An 18,272-nucleotide genomic window follows, 5' to 3' on the forward strand; every position below is an offset into this window, starting at 1 on the left:
TGCAAATATAAAGAAAAATTCAATTAAAAATTGCTGACATAGGGTTCTCACAAACTCTTGCTATCTTTGCAGATATAAAGTTATTTACCGAACGTATGATTCGAAATGCAGAAATAAACCAACAGTTTCAGCTATTGGCGGAAACCGATTACAAGGTTTTCAATGAAAAACTGATCCCGACGAATTATGAAATACGGGGAATCCGTATGCCGGCACTGAAAAAACTGGCAAAGGAACTATCCAGAGAACCTGAGATTGAGACCTATCTGGAAAATGCGGAGTTCACCACCTACGAACATGTGCTGCTTTACGGTTTAGTATTAGGCAATTTGAACAAATTTCGGCTGGAAACCGTGTTCAGGTATATGGATCCGTTGATCCTTCGATTCGACAATTGGGCACATGTAGATACGCTCACCTCGGCCTTCAGGGTCTTCAAAAAATATCCGGAAGAAGTATTGGAACATTTCCTGCCACTGAAAAACGACGAAGGGGAATTCACCAAGCGTTTTTTCGTGATCCTGCTGATGTGTCACTATATGGATGAGAAATATATAGACAGGACATTGCAACAGCTGTCGGAAGTTCCGCAAGGACAGTATTATGTGGATATGGCTATTGCCTGGACACTCAGCGTGGGACTGGTCAAGTTTTATGATAAAACCCTGTCCTATCTCGAACAAAAGACTTTCTCCAAATTTGTGCATAACAAGGCCATCCGGAAAGCACGTGAAAGCTATCGGATAACTCCTGAAATCAAAGAGTTGTTGAATGGGATGAAGATAAAGTGAGTATTGGGATTTTGTTCAGTTCAGGTATGTTCAGGTATACTGAAATCTTTATCGGAAAATAATGCTGCCAAACCCGAGATTTGCTTGAAACGAAGTAATTCGTCTTTGTCCATCCCTATATTTTTCATGATCCATGCATCACTCATTCCTGCTTTCTTGAGTTCCGCCACAATATTGGTCATCAGTTCAATGCTATGGGTGCCGCGGGCACGGTTGTGCCTGATCGTCGACGCCATACGGTTGGAAAGGTCTTTATCTATCACCGTTACCGGCAAACATCCCTTTTCCCGCTCATAGATACGTTTTGATGTTTTCATCACCAGATACCGGTGGAACCCGTCCACCAGTTCATATTTGTCCTCTTCCGGAAGATAGTAACATACGCATGGCATGGTATAACCATCTTCCCATATCGATAATTCGAGGAGCTCCATTTCAGGCGGGGCAACAACATTGGGATTGTATGCATTCGCTTCTACCTTCTCTACCGGCACAGCCTTTACGGCATACACCGGGCTTGTATATTTCTGTTTGTCATTCATGTATTATAAATACCTTGATAAAAATCCATTACTTTATTACGGAGTGCAAGTTCTTTCTTCGTCATGGCAAATCCCATGTATTTACACAAGTGGTCGTTCCGGAGGATACATATACACATCCGCTTGAAGGTGGGAAGATATTTGAATCCGGGCACATCGAGATCATCCTGATACTCCATCCTGACCGGACACTTCTCCGTCTTATAATTGGTATGGTCCACCACCTCTATGTCGATCCCCATCTCCTGCAGTTGTTGTATCGACTTTTCCGGAAGACAGCCACCCCGTTTGCGCCAGAAATTGATACTCACCGAGAGCTTCCGCAAATAGTTCTGACGAATTTCTTCCGGCAAAGTGGACAAAAGGAAGTGCATATAACTCTCCCATGTATGCCCTGCCGGCAGAGTGATCTTTTTCTGTGCCACCACGCTTGTGTGGCCATAGAGGGATGTGAAATTGATGCCGTTCACACGGCATATCATTTTCCCCCACATATCGGGGTCGATAGCCCGGTAAAGATGCAGGCTTTCCTGTGCCGCCAAAAGGAAAGGACTGGCTACACGTTGTTTTTCCAGCGGAACGCCCGCCTGATAATAGAGATCGTACAGCCGGTTGTAGTCCCAACCGAAACGGCCGTTAGCCGTCCACACATCCGTCGTCAGCCAGTCATGTATCACATAGGCATTGTAAATATCTTTCGACAACTGTTTTGTCCACTTCAGGTTACGAAACATATGATGTTTCCTTTTGCCATGGATCGTTCTCCACCGATGCGAACTTTCCTGGGTGCGTATTCCGACCAGGCAGCAGGTTTTCTTTGCATTCTTCTGCAAATGATACCATTGGGCAAAAAGAATATAGAATTCGGAATCCCATATACCGGGATGGTAGAACGGGAAATCTTCTTTCCGATAGCTTCCGGCGGGCATATCCCTTACCCAGAAATCTTTGCAATCCTCATCCCATGGACGCCAATAAGTCTGATGCATCGACGTACAAGTGGTCACCTTGAAAGGTACACATACGCGGTATACTTCCAGAATATCGGCATTTGCCTCCAGCACCCTGTCGACATACGCTATCGTCTCGCTGTACTGTATTTCATAGTCCATAAAAAACACACCGATCTTTCTGTCCGGATTGTTCTCCCTTATATATTGTATACAAAGGTTCAACATCACACCGCTGTCCTTACCGCCGGAAAAAGAGACATAGATATTATCGAATTCATTGAATAATAACTTTATCCGCAGCATGGCCAGTTCATACACGTTCTTTTTCATTCCTTGAATACCTTCATTTTTACATACCTTTTCCAATTAAGAACAATCGCAAACCCATTTTTTTCAAATTCGGGGATATGCCGCAGTTGCGTAACCGACTCAATCTCAAATTCAGACGAAAGCACCTTGACAATTTCTTTCAGCAAAGCAGAAAAAACGGTACTATCATCATCCGCCACATAATAATTATTTATTTTGGCCTTGCCCTCTTCCAGTTTGACAGGGATAAAACCAAGGGTAACACCATTCTCCACGGCCACGAACTATACATAATCGGACGATGTCTTATAGGGATAGTTCAGATTGTAACCGATCACCTCCTCATCCATTACAAGGTGTGCCACCAAAGAATAAAGCTGCTTGTCTTTCCCTTTTAATTGAACAATATCCATATTAAATATGATTGCTGTATACAAATTTACTAAAAATCAGCAAATAGTATTTTCCACTGCAATTGTTTCGAAGATGAAAAAATATATATGCCGGGAGAAACTTAAACAAGAACAATAAAAATTACATTTTGATTGAACAGACATTATATTGACTAAGGCAAAAACAGGTAATCAACAACGGATAGTTTATAATCGTAATCCAATCAAATCCAGAGGATGGCTCAATATGGCTTCAGCCCCGGCAGAGACCAGTTCCTCTTTTGTCCTGAACCCCCAAAGCACCCCTATTCCATACATTTCCGCATTGCGAGCTGTCTGCATATCGATCCCGGTATCTCCCAGATAAACGATGTTTTCAGGGCGCACTCCGAAATGTTCGCTTATTTCCAACGCACATGCAGGATTTGGTTTTTTGAGATCTTCTGTCGTCATTCCGACTACGATATCGAAGTAACCGGGCATCAACGTCTGCACGATCTTTTTGGTGAATTTATCCGCTTTGTTCGAAAAAACAGCGAGTTTCAGTTCACGCGATTTCAGTTCATCCAGCAATGGTATGATCCCCTCGTAGGGTTTTGTCTTTTCAGTACAATAATCATTATATACTTCCAGCATCCGGTTATAACACGCTACGACTGTTTTTTCGTCTTGTGCAGTCTCAGGCAGTGATACACGGGTAAGATTCAAGAGCCCCCTTCCCACAAAAGTTTTATATGCAGCCAACGAATGCACGGGAAAATGGTTTTCGGACAATACCCTGTTCATCGACTCAGCGATATCTTCGATAGAATCCACCAATGTACCGTCAAGATCAAAAATTACAGCTTCAAAATTCATTTTCATCAGTTATCAGTGAGTATAATTGTTCCGTTTTGTTTTATTTTTTTTGCAGCCTCCCATCCGACGATGGCCGTTTTCCGGGTAAATCCCCAAGGGTAACCGCCCAATTCTTTAAAACATTTTTTGCAGCGCTATCCTGTCTTTGATAAGGATATCCCTCCGGTCCACTTCAATAATACCATCCGCAGCCATCTCCATCATCACTTTTACCAATGCGGGACGTGAAACACTGAAAAGGCGGGCAATCTCCTCCTTGGAGGCTTTCAACCGGAACAATGGTTTGCCGGCCGACTCTTTCAACAGGTAATAGGCCAGCTTTGCACGGATGGTACGCAATGAGACAAGCCTCAATTTTTCGGAAAGGGATGAAACCCTGTTGGAAATATAGGATAGAAAAGCCAGCATAAACGATTCATACTTCCTCATCAGGAAATAGACATTCTCTTTGGGAATGACTACTGCCGTGCAAGGCATTTTACATATTGCGGAGACGGGCGACCGGTTATTGGTAGCAAACAGGAAACCCGTAGCCAACGGATTGGGTGCGCTGATATGCGCCACCTTCATGAAATCGCCCTTTTCATCAGCCATCTCCGTCACGATCTCTCCCCTGATCAGGATATAGAGCGACTCATAAAGGGTCCCTTGAGTAACGATCACATCGCCTTTCTGATAGTTTTTTACAGAAAAGCGTACGTCCCGCATAAAATCTTCACGCTGATCTTCCGGCACAGAATTGCACAACGGGCATTGAAAGATCATTCCGGTATGATGGTTATCAAAGTGTCGTCCTTCCATATTGTATAAATAGTCTAATGTAATTGAACTATTTCGTTAAGCGAGAGCAGAGGTAAAACTTGTTTTATCTATGCCGAGTATAGAAATAGTCTAATGTAATTGAATCCCGAATATAGCTTTTTTTCTTCAATTGTCATAATTATTACACTTTTTTGGGAATATTATCTCTTTCTTTGTTAGTGAATATCTTTAATAAGTGCGACCATGGGCAAACTTAGAAACTTCTGGAACGAAATTCGGCCGCGCGGAGGATGGAGATATCCGGCCTTCATCATTAGTGGTGCCTTCGTGGGTCTGTTTATCTATACCTTCTTCACGTCACGGGCATACAGCTATCTTTCCGATGACCCCGCCACCTGCGTGAACTGCCATATCATGGGTCCCTACTACGCCACCTGGATGCACAGTTCTCACGGACGAAACGCTACTTGCAACGATTGCCACGTACCGCAGGACAACAAGCTGAAAGGATACTATTTCAAGGCGGTCGACGGATTACGCCATTCAGCCATTTTCACAATACGTGGTGAGGACCAGGCTATCCAGGCCATCGAGGCAAGTTCTCAGGTAATCATGGATAACTGCATCCGTTGCCACACGCAACTCAATACCGAGTTTATAAAAACAGGGCGTATGGGTTTCAAGGACACCAAGGAAATGGGTGGGAGTACCTGCTGGGACTGCCACAGGGATGTCCCCCACACACGCAGCCGATCGCTCTCATCAACACCCAATGCACGGGTACCGATGCCGAAAAGCAATGTCCCGGATTGGCTGCACAATATGATGAAGAAGGATTGACGATGTGTTGATTTATTGATGTGATGATGTGCCAATGTGAATAGTTAAAAGTGAAGAAGTCAAGAATAATGAATCTTGAATTTCTATAAAATTGGTAATTAGTAATTGATAATTGGTAATTTCATATAAGTATGAAGAGCAAAAACGATAACAAGATGAAACCGTGGGTAGGGTGGTTACTATTTTTCTCTACCCTGGGAGTGGTATTCCTGCTGGGAATGCTGGCGGCTTCCATCACACAGCGAAGAGCCGAGATAGCAAGCGTGATGAACAACAGAAAAGTGGAGATCACAGGCATTGAGTCGAGAAGTGAAATATTCGCGGTGAATTATCCGCGTCAATATGAAACCTGGGCTGAAACTGCCGATACCACTTTCCAAAGTGAGTTTAACGGAAGCAGTGCGGTGGATGTACTTGCAGAACGCCCTGAAATGGTGATCCTTTGGGCCGGTTATGCTTTTGCAAAAGACTATAGTACACCGAGAGGCCACAAGCACGCAGTCGCGGATGTGCATCACACACTGCGCACCGGCGCACCTATGACACCCGACGAAGGTCCGCAACCGGCTACTTGCTGGACCTGTAAAAGTCCCGATGTACCCCGACTGATGGATTCGGTGGGAATTGCCGAATTCTACAAAGAGAGTTGGGCACACTGGGGACACGAGGTGGTCAATCCTATAGGTTGTGCCGATTGCCATGATGCGGAAACCATGGATCTGAAAATCAGCCGCCCTGCACTGATAGAAGGTTTCGAGAACATGGGTATGGATATCAGGGAAGCCACCCATCAGGATATGCGCTCACTGGCTTGTGCACAATGCCATGTGGAATATTATTTCACTCCCGAAGGCAAATACCTCATCTTCCCTTGGCACAATGGCACCAGCATGGAAGGAGCAGAACAGTATTATGACAGTATAGGGTTCGCCGATTACACGCACGCGCTGAGTAAAGCCCCCATCATCAAGGCACAACATCCCGATTACGAAATCTATAAGACAGGAATACACGCCCAGCGCGGCGTATCATGTGCCGATTGCCATATGCCCTATATTTCCGAGGGCGGCATAAAATACAGCGACCACCATGTAATCAGCCCCCTTGCCAATATCAGCAATACCTGCCAGGTGTGCCACAGGGAGTCGGAAGAAGATCTCAGGAATGCCGTCTATGAAAGGCAGCGTAGCGCAAACCAGATCCGGAACTTAGTGGAGGAGGAACTCTCAAAAGCACACTTGGAAGCCCAATTCGCATGGGAGAAAGGTGCTTCTGAAACACAAATGCATAATGCCCTTCAACTGATCCGTCAGGCGCAATGGCGCTGGGATTACGCAGTTGCTTCTCACGGCGGATCATTCCACTCCCCGGTGGAATTCCAGCGTATCCTCTCCATGGGGTTGGACCGTGCACACAAAGCCCGGTTCGAAATCTCCAAAGTACTGGCTGAACTCGGCTTCACGGGTAATGTACCCCTGCCTGACATCTCCACGAAAGAGAAGGCACAAGCCTATATAGGACTCGATATGGACAAGGAAAGAGCCAACAAGCAGAAATTCCAGGAGACTATCGTTCCCCAATGGCTTGAGACGGCAAGAGCAAACAACCGCCTGGTGAGTTTGAACTGAGGCTCTTTTGCAACTAAAGCAGAGGCCTATAGATGTTTTGTGGGGACCCATATCTCGCGATGAGCATAAAAAGAGTAGTTAGCGAAGCGACTTCTACTCTTTTAGCTCATAAGTGATGAAATGGGTCACAAAATATCGTCAGCCAATTGATTTAGTTGCAATTAATACGACTTATAAATATAATGAATAAAAATACTTCCCGTAAGATTTGGGACCACCCATGGGGGTATGCGGAAGGTTTTATCGTGGCGGCAGGTGTCCTGTTATCAGGAATACTCCTGCAATTTGCCGCCGGAAATATCGAGACCGCCCTTTTTGCTTCCCCCGTTAACACTATTGTCGGAGCCCTGTTCGTTGCAGGGCTTCTCGCTGTTCATTTCCTGTCCGGGAAAAGCCGGGTGGTCAGATGGCTGTCAAGTGTATATGCCACCATCCCGGCATTAGTCATCCTACTCATACTTGCCATGATCTTGGGGATTCTCCCCCAGTTTGCTGCCGGTACGGAAAAAGGACAATTACCTCCCCACCCTTTCACTTCTCTCGGTTGGTACCAGATGACGACTTCATGGCCGTTCGTATTGCTCTGTTTTTACAATCTGAGCATCCTCGGACTTACCACATTAAGGAGAACAACCCGGAAACATACCTGGCGTGAAATCGGCTTTTACCTGAACCATCTCGGACTGTTTATCGCCCTTTTAGGTGGAATATTGGGCAGTGCAGATATGGAACGGCTCACCATGACCATCCAGGAAGGACAGGTAGAATGGCGCGGGAACCTGAAAACGGGTGAAATAAAGGAACTGCCTTTAGCCATCCAGTTAGATACTTTTATGATAGAGGAGTATGAACCGAAACTGGTCATCATCGAAAACGGAACGGGAAAGATGTTGCCCGCCTCCCGCCCCGAAAGTTATATGTTTGAAGGGATAGGTAAAGCTACCCAATTGGCAGGTGTCACCCTCGAAATAACGGACTACCTGCCGCACGCGGCCATCTTCAGGGATTCCACTTTTATGAATGTGGTTCCTATGATGATGGAAGGAGCCACCACCGCCATCAAGGTAAAAGCGGACAAACCCGGCCTGGCACAGCCCATAGAGGGATGGGTCAGTAACGGCAGCTACCTCTTTCCCCACATCTTTTTACAAATCGATGAAGAAACAAGTGTGGCTATGCCGGTGCAGGAGGTAAAAAAATACAGTTCGCATGTGACCGCCTTTACCGAAAGCGGAATTACAAAAGAAGCGGTGATCGAAGTCAACAAACCGTTACAGGTTGAAGACTGGATGATCTACCAGTACAGCTATGACGACACGAAAGGTAAATATTCCGACACATCCGTCTTTGAACTGGTACGTGACCCCTGGTTGAAAGCGGTCTACACAGGCATTTTCATGCTTTTGGCCGGAGCGCTCTTCCTGTTTATTGCCGGACCTAAAAAAAGGACTATATGACAGGGAGGGGAGGAGAAAACAGAACGACTGTCTGAAATTAGTGATACAAATTATGACCTGGGATTCATTTATATATTTCGCAATAAGTGCCGTGGTGCTTTGGGGCAGCGGTGCAGCCCTTGCCTATGGAAGTAAGCGTAAGTTGTGGCCGGCATTGCTAACCACATTGGGCTTGATTGTATTCTCAATCTTCATCGCCGGATTGTGGATGTCGCTTGAACGTCCGCCCCTACGCACCATGGGTGAAACACGCCTCTGGTATTCCTTTTTCCTGCCCGTAGCCGGATTGCTCACCTATCTTCGGTGGAACTACAAATGGATACTCTCTTTCACCACTGTACTCTCCACGGTCTTTATCATTGTGAATATCGTAAAGCCCGATATCCATAACAAAGTACTTATGCCGGCGCTGCAAAGCCCCTGGTTCGCACCACACGTTATTATCTATATGTTCTCTTATGCCATCCTGGGCGCCGCAACACTGGTCGCCATCTACTATCTGGTCAGGGAAAAGAAGATCAACAACAAAGCTCACCTGATGGAAATGACCGACAGTCTGGTCTACGCCGGTATCGCCTGTATTACGCTGGGCATGCTGATAGGGGCCATCTGGGCGAAAATAGCCTGGGGGCATTACTGGAGCTGGGATCCGAAAGAGACTTGGGCAGCCGCCACCTGGATAGGATACCTGCTTTATATCCATTACCGTTTGAAGAAAAGTTCATCGGATAAAACCTCGATGATCTTACTGATCATTGCATTTATCCTGTTGCAGGTTTGCTGGTACGGTGTCAACTACCTCCCGTCAGCACAGCAAAGTATTCACACCTATTCATCATAAAACAGGCGGCTTAAGAACCTATTACAATACCCGTTTCCGTCGTTAAATCCTCGGAAAACGGGTATTTTTGTTGGAATATTTTATTTTCATTGTTCCTATAAGAGAATTTCCTTAAAAACAGCTATTTCATTTTCAAAATGGTTACTTTTGCAATGAATTTCTGTCATTCAATATGAAAGTGGAATTCAGGACTGTATCATTTGTGTATTTTTGATACAGAAATATCAACAAAACAATCATAAAGTTAATTTTTATCGAAAAATATAACTTTTTTATCGTTTTTATTTGGATTGTCAAACAAATTGATTATTTTTGCAGCAGATTGTTTACTCAAATATAAAATTACGGGCGTAAAAGCCTCCATTTATCAAATTTAGTTCTATTATGTCAACATTACGTTTTAAAGCAGTAGAAGAAGCATCGAAGAGAACGCCTATAGAAGTGACGCCCCCGACACAACTTCCTTCCGAGTATTATGGCAAATATGTGTTCAACAGGACACAGATGTCCAAATATCTCTCCAAAGAGACAATGAACATCGTACTGGAAGCGATCGACCGGGGCACCACGTTACACCGGGGGATTGCCGATCACGTGGCGGCCGGCATGAAAATGTGGGCCATGGAGATGGGTGCCACCCATTATACTCACTGGTTCCAGCCGCTTACCGAAGGTACTGCCGAGAAACATGACTCTTTTATTGACTATATAAACGGCCCTGACGGAGGCATTATCGAGAGATTTTCCGGCAAACTGCTGGCACAACAGGAACCCGATGCGTCGAGTTTCCCCAGCGGCGGTATCCGCAATACTTTCGAGGCAAGGGGATATACCGCATGGGATCCTTCTTCGCCCGCTTTTATTATTGACGACACGTTGTGTATTCCGACCGTTTTTATCTCCTATACGGGAGAGGCGCTGGACTACAAGACACCGCTATTAAAATCGCTTTCGGCGGTCGACAAGGCAGCAGTGGAGGTCTGTAAACTGTTCCACCCGGATGTAAAAAAGGTCTACTCATACCTCGGATGGGAACAGGAGTATTTCCTGGTGGACCAGGCACTATATGCCGCCCGGCCCGACCTCAGCCTCACCGAACGTACACTTATGGGGCATGAGAGCGCCAAAAACCAGCAGTTGGAAGACCACTACTTCGGAGCAATCCCTCCGCGTGTAGCTGCTTTCATGCGTGAGGTGGAACTGGAGGCCTACAAGTACGGCATTCCGTTAAAGACCCGCCACAATGAGGTAGCACCCAACCAGTTCGAGCTGGCGCCTATCTATGGTGAAACCAATCTGGCAGTTGACCAGAACCTGCTGGTCATGACGCTGATGCACAGGATTGCCGCCAAACATCACTTTAAACTGCTGTTGCACGAAAAGCCGTTTGCCGGCGTAAACGGGTCGGGCAAGCACAATAACTGGTCATTAGGCACAGATACCGGTATCGGCCTTTTCACCCCCGGAAAGACTGCCAATGAGAACCTGCTGTTCGTCACTTTCCTGGTGAACACGCTGATGGCAGTATATAAACACAATGGCTTGCTGAAAGCCTCCATCATGTCGGCCAGCAATGCGCACCGACTGGGAGCCAACGAAGCGCCGCCCGCCATCATCTCCATCTTCCTCGGGACAGAGATTTCATCCGTGCTCGATAAACTGGAACAGAGTTCCGAAGATGACGACATCACCGTGGACGAACTTAAACAGATGAAATTAGGGATTGCCCACATACCCGAAGTGCTGATCGACAATACCGACAGGAACCGTACGTCACCGTTTGCCTTTACGGGCAACCGGTTCGAATACAGGGCTGTCGGCTCATTGGCCAACTGCTCATCGGCAATGACTGCGCTGAACGCAGTGATGGCTGCCCAGTTGATCGACTTCAAGAAAGAGATCGACGTGAAGATGAAAAAAGGAATGAAAAAAGAACAGGCTATCTTCGATACACTCCGCCTTTACATCAAGGAGTCGAAACCCATCCGTTTCAACGGTAACAACTACAGCGACGAATGGAAAGAAGAGGCCAAAAAGCGCGGACTCGACTGCGAAACCAGCGTTCCCGTGATCTTTGACAGATATACTTCAAAAGAATCAGTAGAGATGTTCGAAAGCATCGGCGTGTTGAATGAAAAAGAGCTCCATGCACGCAACGAGGTGAAATGGGAGACTTACACAAAAAAGATACAGATAGAAGCACGTGTGTTGGGTGACCTCTGCATGAACCATATCATCCCGGTCGCCACCGAATACCAGTCGATGCTGCTCGACAATATATATAAAATGCATGCCGTCTTCGACAAGGAGAAAGCCAATAGGCTGTCGAAAGAAGATGCGGCGCTTATCGAAGCGATCGCAGACCATATTTCGGCGATAAAAACGAATGTAGACGATATGGTGGAAGCCCGGAAAGCGGCCAATAAACTGGAGGATGCCCGCGAGAAAGCCGTAGCTTACCACGACAAGGTGGAGGTCTATTTCAATGTGATCCGCTATCATGTAGACAAACTGGAACTGATCGTGGATAATCAGATGTGGACACTGCCGAAATATAGAGAACTGTTATTCATAAGTTAAGCCTCACAACTTCAAATGTAATTTTCACATTTATTTGAATAGCAGGTAAGTGATTATCTGCTATTTTTTTGGCTCAAAATTAAAAAAGACGCAAAATGGGACAGCAAAATATATTCAAAAATCTCCGGCAATTCGAAAAAGAGTCGCTCTACTCGTTTCAGAACGAACATGATGCCTGCGGCGTCGGCCTCGCGATGACATTGACGGGAGAGAAATCTCACGACATTGTGGAGAAAGGGCTGCAAGTGCTGGAAAATATGGTGCACCGGGGTGCCGAAAGCGCCGACAACATCACCGGTGACGGTGCAGGAATACTGGTACAGATCCCGCATGAGTTCATCCTTCTGCAGGGAATTGCAGTTCCGACGGAAGGGCGGTACGGTACAGGACTCGTCTTCCTGCCACGGGAAAACGAAAAGAGAGAATATTGCCTCTCCGTTATTAAAGAGAAAGCCTATGAAGAAGATCTTTCGCTTTTCTTTATCCGTGATGTACCTGTCAACAGCGGTTGCCTGGGAGAGATCGCCCTTGCCAATGAACCGGTGATCAAACAGCTGTTCGTTTCCGGCCATTTTTCGCCCGATGAACTGGAGAGAAAACTCTATATCCTGCGAAAAAGAGTGGAGAAAAGTATCTACAGCACTGAGATTGCAGAAGAGCGAAGCTTTTACATAGTAAGCCTTTCCACCCGGCAGATGATCTATAAAGGGATGTTGTCGTCGATACAGCTTCGTCAGTACTTCCCGGATCTCACCAACCCCAATTTCACCAGCCGGATCGCACTGGTACATTCCCGGTTCAGCACCAACACATTCCCCACTTGGGATCTGGCGCAACCGTTCCGGATGCTGGCGCATAACGGCGAGATCAATACTATCCGCGGTAACCGCCAATGGATGCAGAGCCGTGAAAGTGTACTGCAATCGGATCTCTTCCCTGATATGGAAGAGCTCTATCCCGTAGTGCAACCCAATATGAGCGACAGCGCCTCTGTCGACAACGTGCTGGAGTTCCTGGTGATGTCCGGAAAATCGCTTCCGCACGCTATGGCAATGCTGGTTCCGGAAAGTTTTAACGAGAAGAATCCTATCCCCGACGGGGTGAAAGCGTTCTATGAATACCACAGCATGCTGATGGAGCCGTGGGACGGACCGGCCACGCTTATTTTCAGCGACGGGCGTTACGCAGGCGGAATGCTTGATCGCAACGGATTACGACCGGCACGATATACCATTACCCACAGCGGTATCATGATCATGGCATCCGAGACAGGTACCCTCGCTTTCGAGCCATCCGATATCAAACAGATGGGACGGTTGAAGCCGGGAAAGATGATGATGATCGATACGCTGACCGGTACCATCTATTCCGATGCAGAATTGAAAGAGACATTGGCAAACGCATTTCCCTACCGTGAATGGTTGAGCAGGAACTGCCTCAAGCTGGATGATATCTCTTCGGGACGAAGCGTGAACAACAATGTCGGGAACTACGAAACCCTGCTGAAAGCATTTGGCTATTCGGTGGAGGATCTCGAAGTACTGATCAAACCCATGGCATTGGAAGGGAAGGAACCCGTTTCATCCATGGGCAACGATGTGACGCTGGCGGCACTGTCCGATAAGCCGCAACGGCTGTTCAACTATTTCCGACAGCAGTTCGCACAAGTGACCAATCCCCCCATTGACCCGATCCGGGAGGAACTGGTGATGTCGCTGACCGGCTACCTGGGTGCCGTACACCAAAATCTCCTCAAAGATATACCCGCACTATCGGGCATCGTGAAGGTAAAAAGCCCGATCCTGACCAATACCCAGTTTGACATCCTGTTGAACCTGCGGTACAAGGGATTCTCCTCTGCCATTATCCCTATGCTGTTCGATCCGAAAAGTGGTGCAGAAGGCATGCGCAGAGCACTGGAACAGATGTGTCTCTCCGTCGAAAAAGCGATCGATGAAGGTAAAAATTATATCGTATTGAGCGACAGAGGTGTGGATGCGGAACATGCACCTATCCCTTCCCTGCTCGCCACATCAGCCGTACACCACTATCTGGTGGAGAAACGCAAACGGATGCAGATCGACATTGTAGTGGAGAGCGCCGAACCACGCGAAGTAATGCATTTCGCCCTGTTATTCGGATTTGGCGCCAATGCCATCAATCCTTACCTGATTTTTGCTATCCTTTCGGAGAAGATAAAATCGGGAGAGATTGCGCTCGATCTCGCTACGGCAAAGAAAAACTATATCAAATCGGTCAATAAGGGATTACTGAAAGTACTTTCCAAAATGGGTAATTCTACCCTGCGGAGTTATCGCGGCGCGCATATCTTCGAAGCGATTGGTATCTCATCCTTCCTGTTGGACAGCTATTTTAAAGGTACCTCATCAAAAATTGAAGGGATCGACATGGAGGATGTCGCCCATGAGGTGCTGCAACCGTTCCTCGAAGCATTTTACAACGACGACAGTGAACCGTTTCATCTTCAAAATCTCGGGAATTATGCCTACAGGAACGATGGAGTGTACCACGCCTGGAATCCGGAAACTATCGCCAGGTTACAGATAGCCACCCGGACGAACAATTACGCTGTATTCAAGGAGTATACCGCGCTGGCAGACAATAAAGAGAAGCCGGCTTTTATCCGCGACCTGCTTGATTATACACGCAATCCTATCGATATTTCCGAAGTAGAACCTGCAGAGAACATTATGAAGCGATTCTGTACCGGCGCTATGTCGTATGGCTCCATCAGTAAGGAAGCGCATGAAGCGATGGCGATCGCGATGAATATTATCGGCGGACGCAGCAATACCGGTGAGGGGGGTGAAGATCCCGAACGGTTCCACCCGCAGACCGACGGCCTGTCACGCCGGAGCGCCATCAAACAGATCGCTTCCGGCCGGTTTGGAGTCACCACGGAATATCTCGTCAATGCCGATGAACTGCAGATCAAGATCGCCCAGGGGGCAAAACCGGGTGAAGGGGGACAGTTACCCGGATTCAAGGTGGACGAGATCATCGCCCGGACACGACACTCCATTCCCGGCATCACCCTGATCTCTCCCCCGCCCCATCACGATATTTACTCCATTGAAGACCTGGCGCAACTTATCTTCGACCTCAAGAACGTGAACCCGAACGCGAAGATCAGTGTGAAGCTGGTGTCGGAAAGCGGTGTCGGCACGATTGCTGCCGGCGTGGCGAAAGCCAAAGCCGACCTGATTGTGATCAGCGGCGCGGAAGGAGGCACCGGCGCGAGTCCCGCCAGTTCCATCAAACACGCGGGATTACCGTTAGAGATCGGCCTGGCGGAAACGCAACAGACATTGGTAGCGAATAATTTACGGGGAGTGGTCACATTGCAGACCGACGGGCAACTGAAAACCGGACGCGACATTATAATGGCTGCACTGCTCGGTGCCGAAGAGTTCGGTTTTGCCACCAGCGCGCTGATCGTACTGGGATGCGTAATGATGCGCAAATGCCATCTCAATACCTGTCCGGTGGGTGTTGCCACCCAAAACGAAGAACTACGGAGAAGGTTCGTGGGACGACATGAGTACCTCGTCAACTTCTTCCGCTTCCTGGCAGAGGATACCCGGGAACAACTGGCAGAAATGGGATTCAGGTCACTCGATGAAGTGATCGGCCGGTCCGACCTGCTCCAACGCAAACATTATCCGGAGCTGCCCAAGACCGAAAAGATCGATCTGGCAAAGATCATCTACTTCCCGAAAGAAGCAAACCTTCTGCCTATCAGGAGGACGACTACCCAGCATCACAAGATCGATGATGTATTGGATCGCATGCTGATCTCCGAAGCCCTTCCGGCCATCGAACATCAACAGTCGGTCGGCATCAAGGCAGCCATAAAAAATACCGACAGGGCGGTGGGCGCCATGCTGTCGGGCACTATTGCAGCGCGGTACGGACAAAAAGGGTTGCCGGAACACACTATTTCAGCCTATTTTGAAGGATCAGCCGGCCAGAGCTTCGGCGCATTCCTGGCAGGCGGGGTTACTTTCTACCTTCATGGCGACTGTAACGATTACCTGGGTAAAGGTTTGTCGGGAGGACGTATTATCGTAGCACCGGCCAAAGGCAGCAACTTCAAATCGGAGGAGAACATCATCTGTGGTAACACATCACTCTATGGAGCTACTTCAGGTGAAGTATTCATCAGCGGTATCGCCGGTGAGCGTTTCTGTGTAAGGAACTCAGGGGCCACCGCTGTGGTGGAGGGAGCCGGTGACCATTGCTGCGAATACATGACCGGCGGATGTACGGTCGTGCTCGGCAGCACCGGGAGGAATTTCGCGGCCGGCATGAGCGGCGGTATTGCCTATGTCCTGGACGAAAAAGGTGATTTCGACTTTTACTGCAATATGGAAATGGTGGAACTGACGCTATTGGAAGAGATGTCGGACGTTAGGGAATTGAAAAACCTCATATCCAAACACAGCCAGTATACTAACAGCGAAATAGCCAAACGTATTCTCGATAACTGGGATTTTTATGCGACTAAATTCATCAAAGTAGTACCTATTGAGTACAAGAAAGTACTCCAGGAAAAGAAGATGGCGGCATTGAACCAAAAAATCGCCGTAGTCGAAAGAGACTATTAACAGGATATTCGACAAAATGTATGCAATTAAACCGGAGACCTTTAGATGTTGTGCGGGGCACCCATAACTCGCATGGAGCGTTAAAAGAGGAGCTGTTTGAAGCGAAGCGAGTTCTACTCTTTTAGCTCATGTGAGTTAAAATGGGTCACACAACATCGGTAGTCGGATGATTTAATTGCATTATCAAACAAAAAAAGAACATGGGAAATCCAAAAGCATTTATGACGATACCCAGGAAAGATGCCGGTTATCGTCCCGTAAGCGACAGAATATATGACTACAGCGAGGTAGAACAGACCCTCAACAGGGAAGACCGTAAGTTGCAGGCAGCACGCTGTATGGACTGCGGTATCCCGTTCTGCCACTGGGCTTGTCCTCTTGGCAACAAAATGCCCGAATGGCAGGATCATATTTATAAAGGCGAATGGAAAAAGGGGGTGGACGTGTTACAGGAGACCAATAACTTCCCCGAATTTACCGGCCGGGTTTGTCCCGCCCCCTGCGAAAAATCATGCGTACTGGCGCTGCACGAGGCGCCGGTCACCATCCGTGAGAATGAAGCTTCTGTCACCGAAGTAGCGTTCAGGGAAGGGATGATCAAAGCCCATCCGCCGAAGCGGAGGACTGGCAAGAAAGTAGCTGTTATCGGCTCCGGTCCGGCTGGACTGGCTGCTGCCCAGCAACTGAACCGGAAAGGACATTCTGTCACCGTCTTCGAGAAGGATCACAGCCCGGGCGGACTGCTCAGATATGGCATTCCTAACTTCAAACTGGCCAAACAGGTGATCGACCGCCGACTGGCACTGCTGATTGAAGAAGGTATTGAATTCAGAACCAATACAGAGGTAGGGAAAGATATCTCCGGGGCAGAGATCATGAAGGAGTACGATGCCATTTGTCTGGCTGTCGGTGCCGGACAACCAAGAAATATCACACCTGAAGGACGTGACCTGAAAGGGATCCACTTTGCCATGGATTTCCTTTCACAACAGATCCGTATCCTGCAGAAAGAAGAGCCCGATACTGCCGAACAAATATCGGCCAAAGGGAAGCATGTGCTGGTGATCGGTGGGGGCGATACCGGCTCCGACTGCGTGGGTACATCGATACGACAGGATGCTTTAAGCGTGACGCAGATCGAGATTATGCCCAAACCACCCGTGGGACATAATCCGGCGACTCCGTGGCCAAGTCCCTATCCACAGGTGTTAAAGACCTCGTCATCGCATGAGGAGGGTTGTGAGCGGCGTTGGCAATTGAACACATTGAAGTTCAGCGGAGAAAACGGACAAGTAAAAGAGGCATTGGTAGAAGAGGTGAGTTGGGAAAAAGACAGCAACGGCCGTTTCAGTATGGTACCGACCGGTAAAAAGGAGGTATTGAAAGCCGATCTGGTATTGCTGGCACTCGGCTTTGTCCACCCGGTACAGGAAGGTTTACTGAATGAATTAGGCGTCAATTACGATGTCCGGGGGAATGTGGCAGTCGACAAGCAACACCTTAGCTCTGTTGATAAAGTTTTCGCCACCGGTGATGCCGTGATGGGCGCCAGCCTTGTAGTGAAAGCCATCGCATCGGGCAGAAAAACGGCGGAGAATATTCATAAAATGCTTATGCCGCAAGAGAACAGTCTGTTTTCCATATCACCGGCAGCCTCCCTTTTATCGCGATAATATCCATTATTCAATCAC

The 18,272-nt window shown here is 47.7% G+C and carries 14 protein-coding genes; 8 read left to right on the plus strand and 6 right to left on the minus strand.

The window, feature by feature from the left end:
• Nucleotides 1-95: 95 nt before the first annotated feature.
• On the plus strand, nt 96-791 hold the full coding sequence (locus PSM36_RS14010) for a DNA alkylation repair protein (RefSeq protein ID WP_076931442.1): 696 nt from the start codon (nt 96-98) through the stop codon (nt 789-791).
• 20 nt (nt 792-811) lie between these two features.
• Here PSM36_RS14010 and PSM36_RS14015 read toward each other — a convergent pair whose 3' ends face one another.
• From PSM36_RS14015 to PSM36_RS14035, 6 genes are all read right to left on the minus strand, one after another.
• Complete coding sequence (locus PSM36_RS14015) at nt 812-1,333, minus strand: IbrB-like domain-containing protein (protein ID WP_076931443.1); 522 nt, start codon at nt 1,331-1,333, stop codon at nt 812-814.
• The gene (locus PSM36_RS14020) at nt 1,330-2,616 is read right to left on the minus strand and encodes a DUF3440 domain-containing protein (RefSeq protein WP_076931444.1); all 1,287 of its coding nucleotides are present in this window, start codon (nt 2,614-2,616) and stop codon (nt 1,330-1,332) included. The genes PSM36_RS14015 and PSM36_RS14020 overlap by 4 nt, the downstream gene beginning before the upstream one ends.
• The gene (locus PSM36_RS14025) at nt 2,613-2,876 is read right to left on the minus strand and encodes a hypothetical protein (protein WP_083711071.1); all 264 of its coding nucleotides are present in this window, start codon (nt 2,874-2,876) and stop codon (nt 2,613-2,615) included. Before PSM36_RS14025 ends, PSM36_RS14020 begins: the two co-directional genes overlap by 4 nt.
• A gap of 3 nt (nt 2,877-2,879) precedes the next feature.
• Nucleotides 2,880-3,008: a hypothetical protein gene (locus PSM36_RS17805; protein ID WP_262503447.1), complete on the minus strand. Its 129-nt coding sequence runs from the start codon at nt 3,006-3,008 to the stop codon at nt 2,880-2,882.
• A gap of 186 nt (nt 3,009-3,194) precedes the next feature.
• Nucleotides 3,195-3,851 carry an HAD family hydrolase gene (locus PSM36_RS14030; RefSeq protein ID WP_083711072.1) on the minus strand — a complete coding sequence of 219 codons (657 nt, stop codon included), beginning with the start codon at nt 3,849-3,851 and terminating at the stop codon, nt 3,195-3,197.
• Nucleotides 3,852-3,959: 108 nt separating this feature from the next.
• Nucleotides 3,960-4,646 (minus strand): Crp/Fnr family transcriptional regulator, encoded by a 687-nt coding sequence (locus PSM36_RS14035; protein ID WP_076931445.1) that lies wholly within the window; start codon nt 4,644-4,646, stop codon nt 3,960-3,962.
• A 204-nt stretch (nt 4,647-4,850) separates the two neighbouring features.
• Between PSM36_RS14035 and nrfH the strand changes: the two genes are divergently transcribed.
• The 7 genes from nrfH (at nt 4,851) to PSM36_RS14070 (ending at nt 18,254) form a co-directional block, all read left to right on the plus strand.
• Entirely contained in the window at nt 4,851-5,447 is a 597-nt protein-coding gene (gene nrfH, locus PSM36_RS14040; protein WP_019538853.1) for a cytochrome c nitrite reductase small subunit, read from the plus strand.
• 131 nt (nt 5,448-5,578) lie between these two features.
• The gene (nrfA, locus tag PSM36_RS14045) at nt 5,579-7,075 is read left to right on the plus strand and encodes an ammonia-forming cytochrome c nitrite reductase (protein ID WP_026327182.1); all 1,497 of its coding nucleotides are present in this window, start codon (nt 5,579-5,581) and stop codon (nt 7,073-7,075) included.
• 182 nt (nt 7,076-7,257) lie between these two features.
• On the plus strand, nt 7,258-8,532 hold the full coding sequence (locus PSM36_RS14050; RefSeq protein WP_083711073.1) for a cytochrome c biogenesis protein ResB: 1,275 nt from the start codon (nt 7,258-7,260) through the stop codon (nt 8,530-8,532).
• A 52-nt stretch (nt 8,533-8,584) separates the two neighbouring features.
• The gene (gene ccsA, locus PSM36_RS14055) at nt 8,585-9,373 is read left to right on the plus strand and encodes a cytochrome c biogenesis protein CcsA (protein WP_076931446.1); all 789 of its coding nucleotides are present in this window, start codon (nt 8,585-8,587) and stop codon (nt 9,371-9,373) included.
• A gap of 384 nt (nt 9,374-9,757) precedes the next feature.
• Nucleotides 9,758-11,953, plus strand: coding sequence for a glutamine synthetase III family protein (locus tag PSM36_RS14060; protein ID WP_076931447.1), 2,196 nt, complete (start codon nt 9,758-9,760; stop codon nt 11,951-11,953).
• 95 nt (nt 11,954-12,048) lie between these two features.
• Nucleotides 12,049-16,581, plus strand: coding sequence for a glutamate synthase large subunit (gene gltB, locus PSM36_RS14065; RefSeq protein WP_076931448.1), 4,533 nt, complete (start codon nt 12,049-12,051; stop codon nt 16,579-16,581).
• Nucleotides 16,582-16,781: 200 nt separating this feature from the next.
• Complete coding sequence (locus PSM36_RS14070; RefSeq protein WP_076931449.1) at nt 16,782-18,254, plus strand: glutamate synthase subunit beta; 1,473 nt, start codon at nt 16,782-16,784, stop codon at nt 18,252-18,254.
• The last annotated feature ends 18 nt before the right edge of the window (nt 18,255-18,272 follow it).

The organism is Proteiniphilum saccharofermentans (genome assembly GCF_900095135.1).
Taxonomy (GTDB): Bacteria; Bacteroidota; Bacteroidia; order Bacteroidales; family Dysgonomonadaceae; genus Proteiniphilum; species Proteiniphilum saccharofermentans.

Bases quoted from the DNA above. Each gene is read 5' to 3' on its own strand.
- PSM36_RS14010 (WP_076931442.1), top strand. From the start codon at position 96: ATGATTCGAAATGCAGAAATAAACCAACAGTTTCAGCTATTGGCGGAA.
- PSM36_RS14015 (WP_076931443.1), bottom strand. From the start codon at position 1,333: ATGAATGACAAACAGAAATATACAAGCCCGGTGTATGCCGTAAAGGCT.
- PSM36_RS14020 (WP_076931444.1), bottom strand. From the start codon at position 2,616: ATGAAAAAGAACGTGTATGAACTGGCCATGCTGCGGATAAAGTTATTA.
- PSM36_RS17805 (WP_262503447.1), bottom strand. From the start codon at position 3,008: ATGGATATTGTTCAATTAAAAGGGAAAGACAAGCAGCTTTATTCTTTG.
- PSM36_RS14030 (WP_083711072.1), bottom strand. From the start codon at position 3,851: ATGAAAATGAATTTTGAAGCTGTAATTTTTGATCTTGACGGTACATTG.
- PSM36_RS14035 (WP_076931445.1), bottom strand. From the start codon at position 4,646: ATGGAAGGACGACACTTTGATAACCATCATACCGGAATGATCTTTCAA.
- nrfH (WP_019538853.1), top strand. From the start codon at position 4,851: ATGGGCAAACTTAGAAACTTCTGGAACGAAATTCGGCCGCGCGGAGGA.
- nrfA (WP_026327182.1), top strand. From the start codon at position 5,579: ATGAAGAGCAAAAACGATAACAAGATGAAACCGTGGGTAGGGTGGTTA.
- PSM36_RS14050 (WP_083711073.1), top strand. From the start codon at position 7,258: ATGAATAAAAATACTTCCCGTAAGATTTGGGACCACCCATGGGGGTAT.
- ccsA (WP_076931446.1), top strand. From the start codon at position 8,585: ATGACCTGGGATTCATTTATATATTTCGCAATAAGTGCCGTGGTGCTT.
- PSM36_RS14060 (WP_076931447.1), top strand. From the start codon at position 9,758: ATGTCAACATTACGTTTTAAAGCAGTAGAAGAAGCATCGAAGAGAACG.
- gltB (WP_076931448.1), top strand. From the start codon at position 12,049: ATGGGACAGCAAAATATATTCAAAAATCTCCGGCAATTCGAAAAAGAG.
- PSM36_RS14070 (WP_076931449.1), top strand. From the start codon at position 16,782: ATGGGAAATCCAAAAGCATTTATGACGATACCCAGGAAAGATGCCGGT.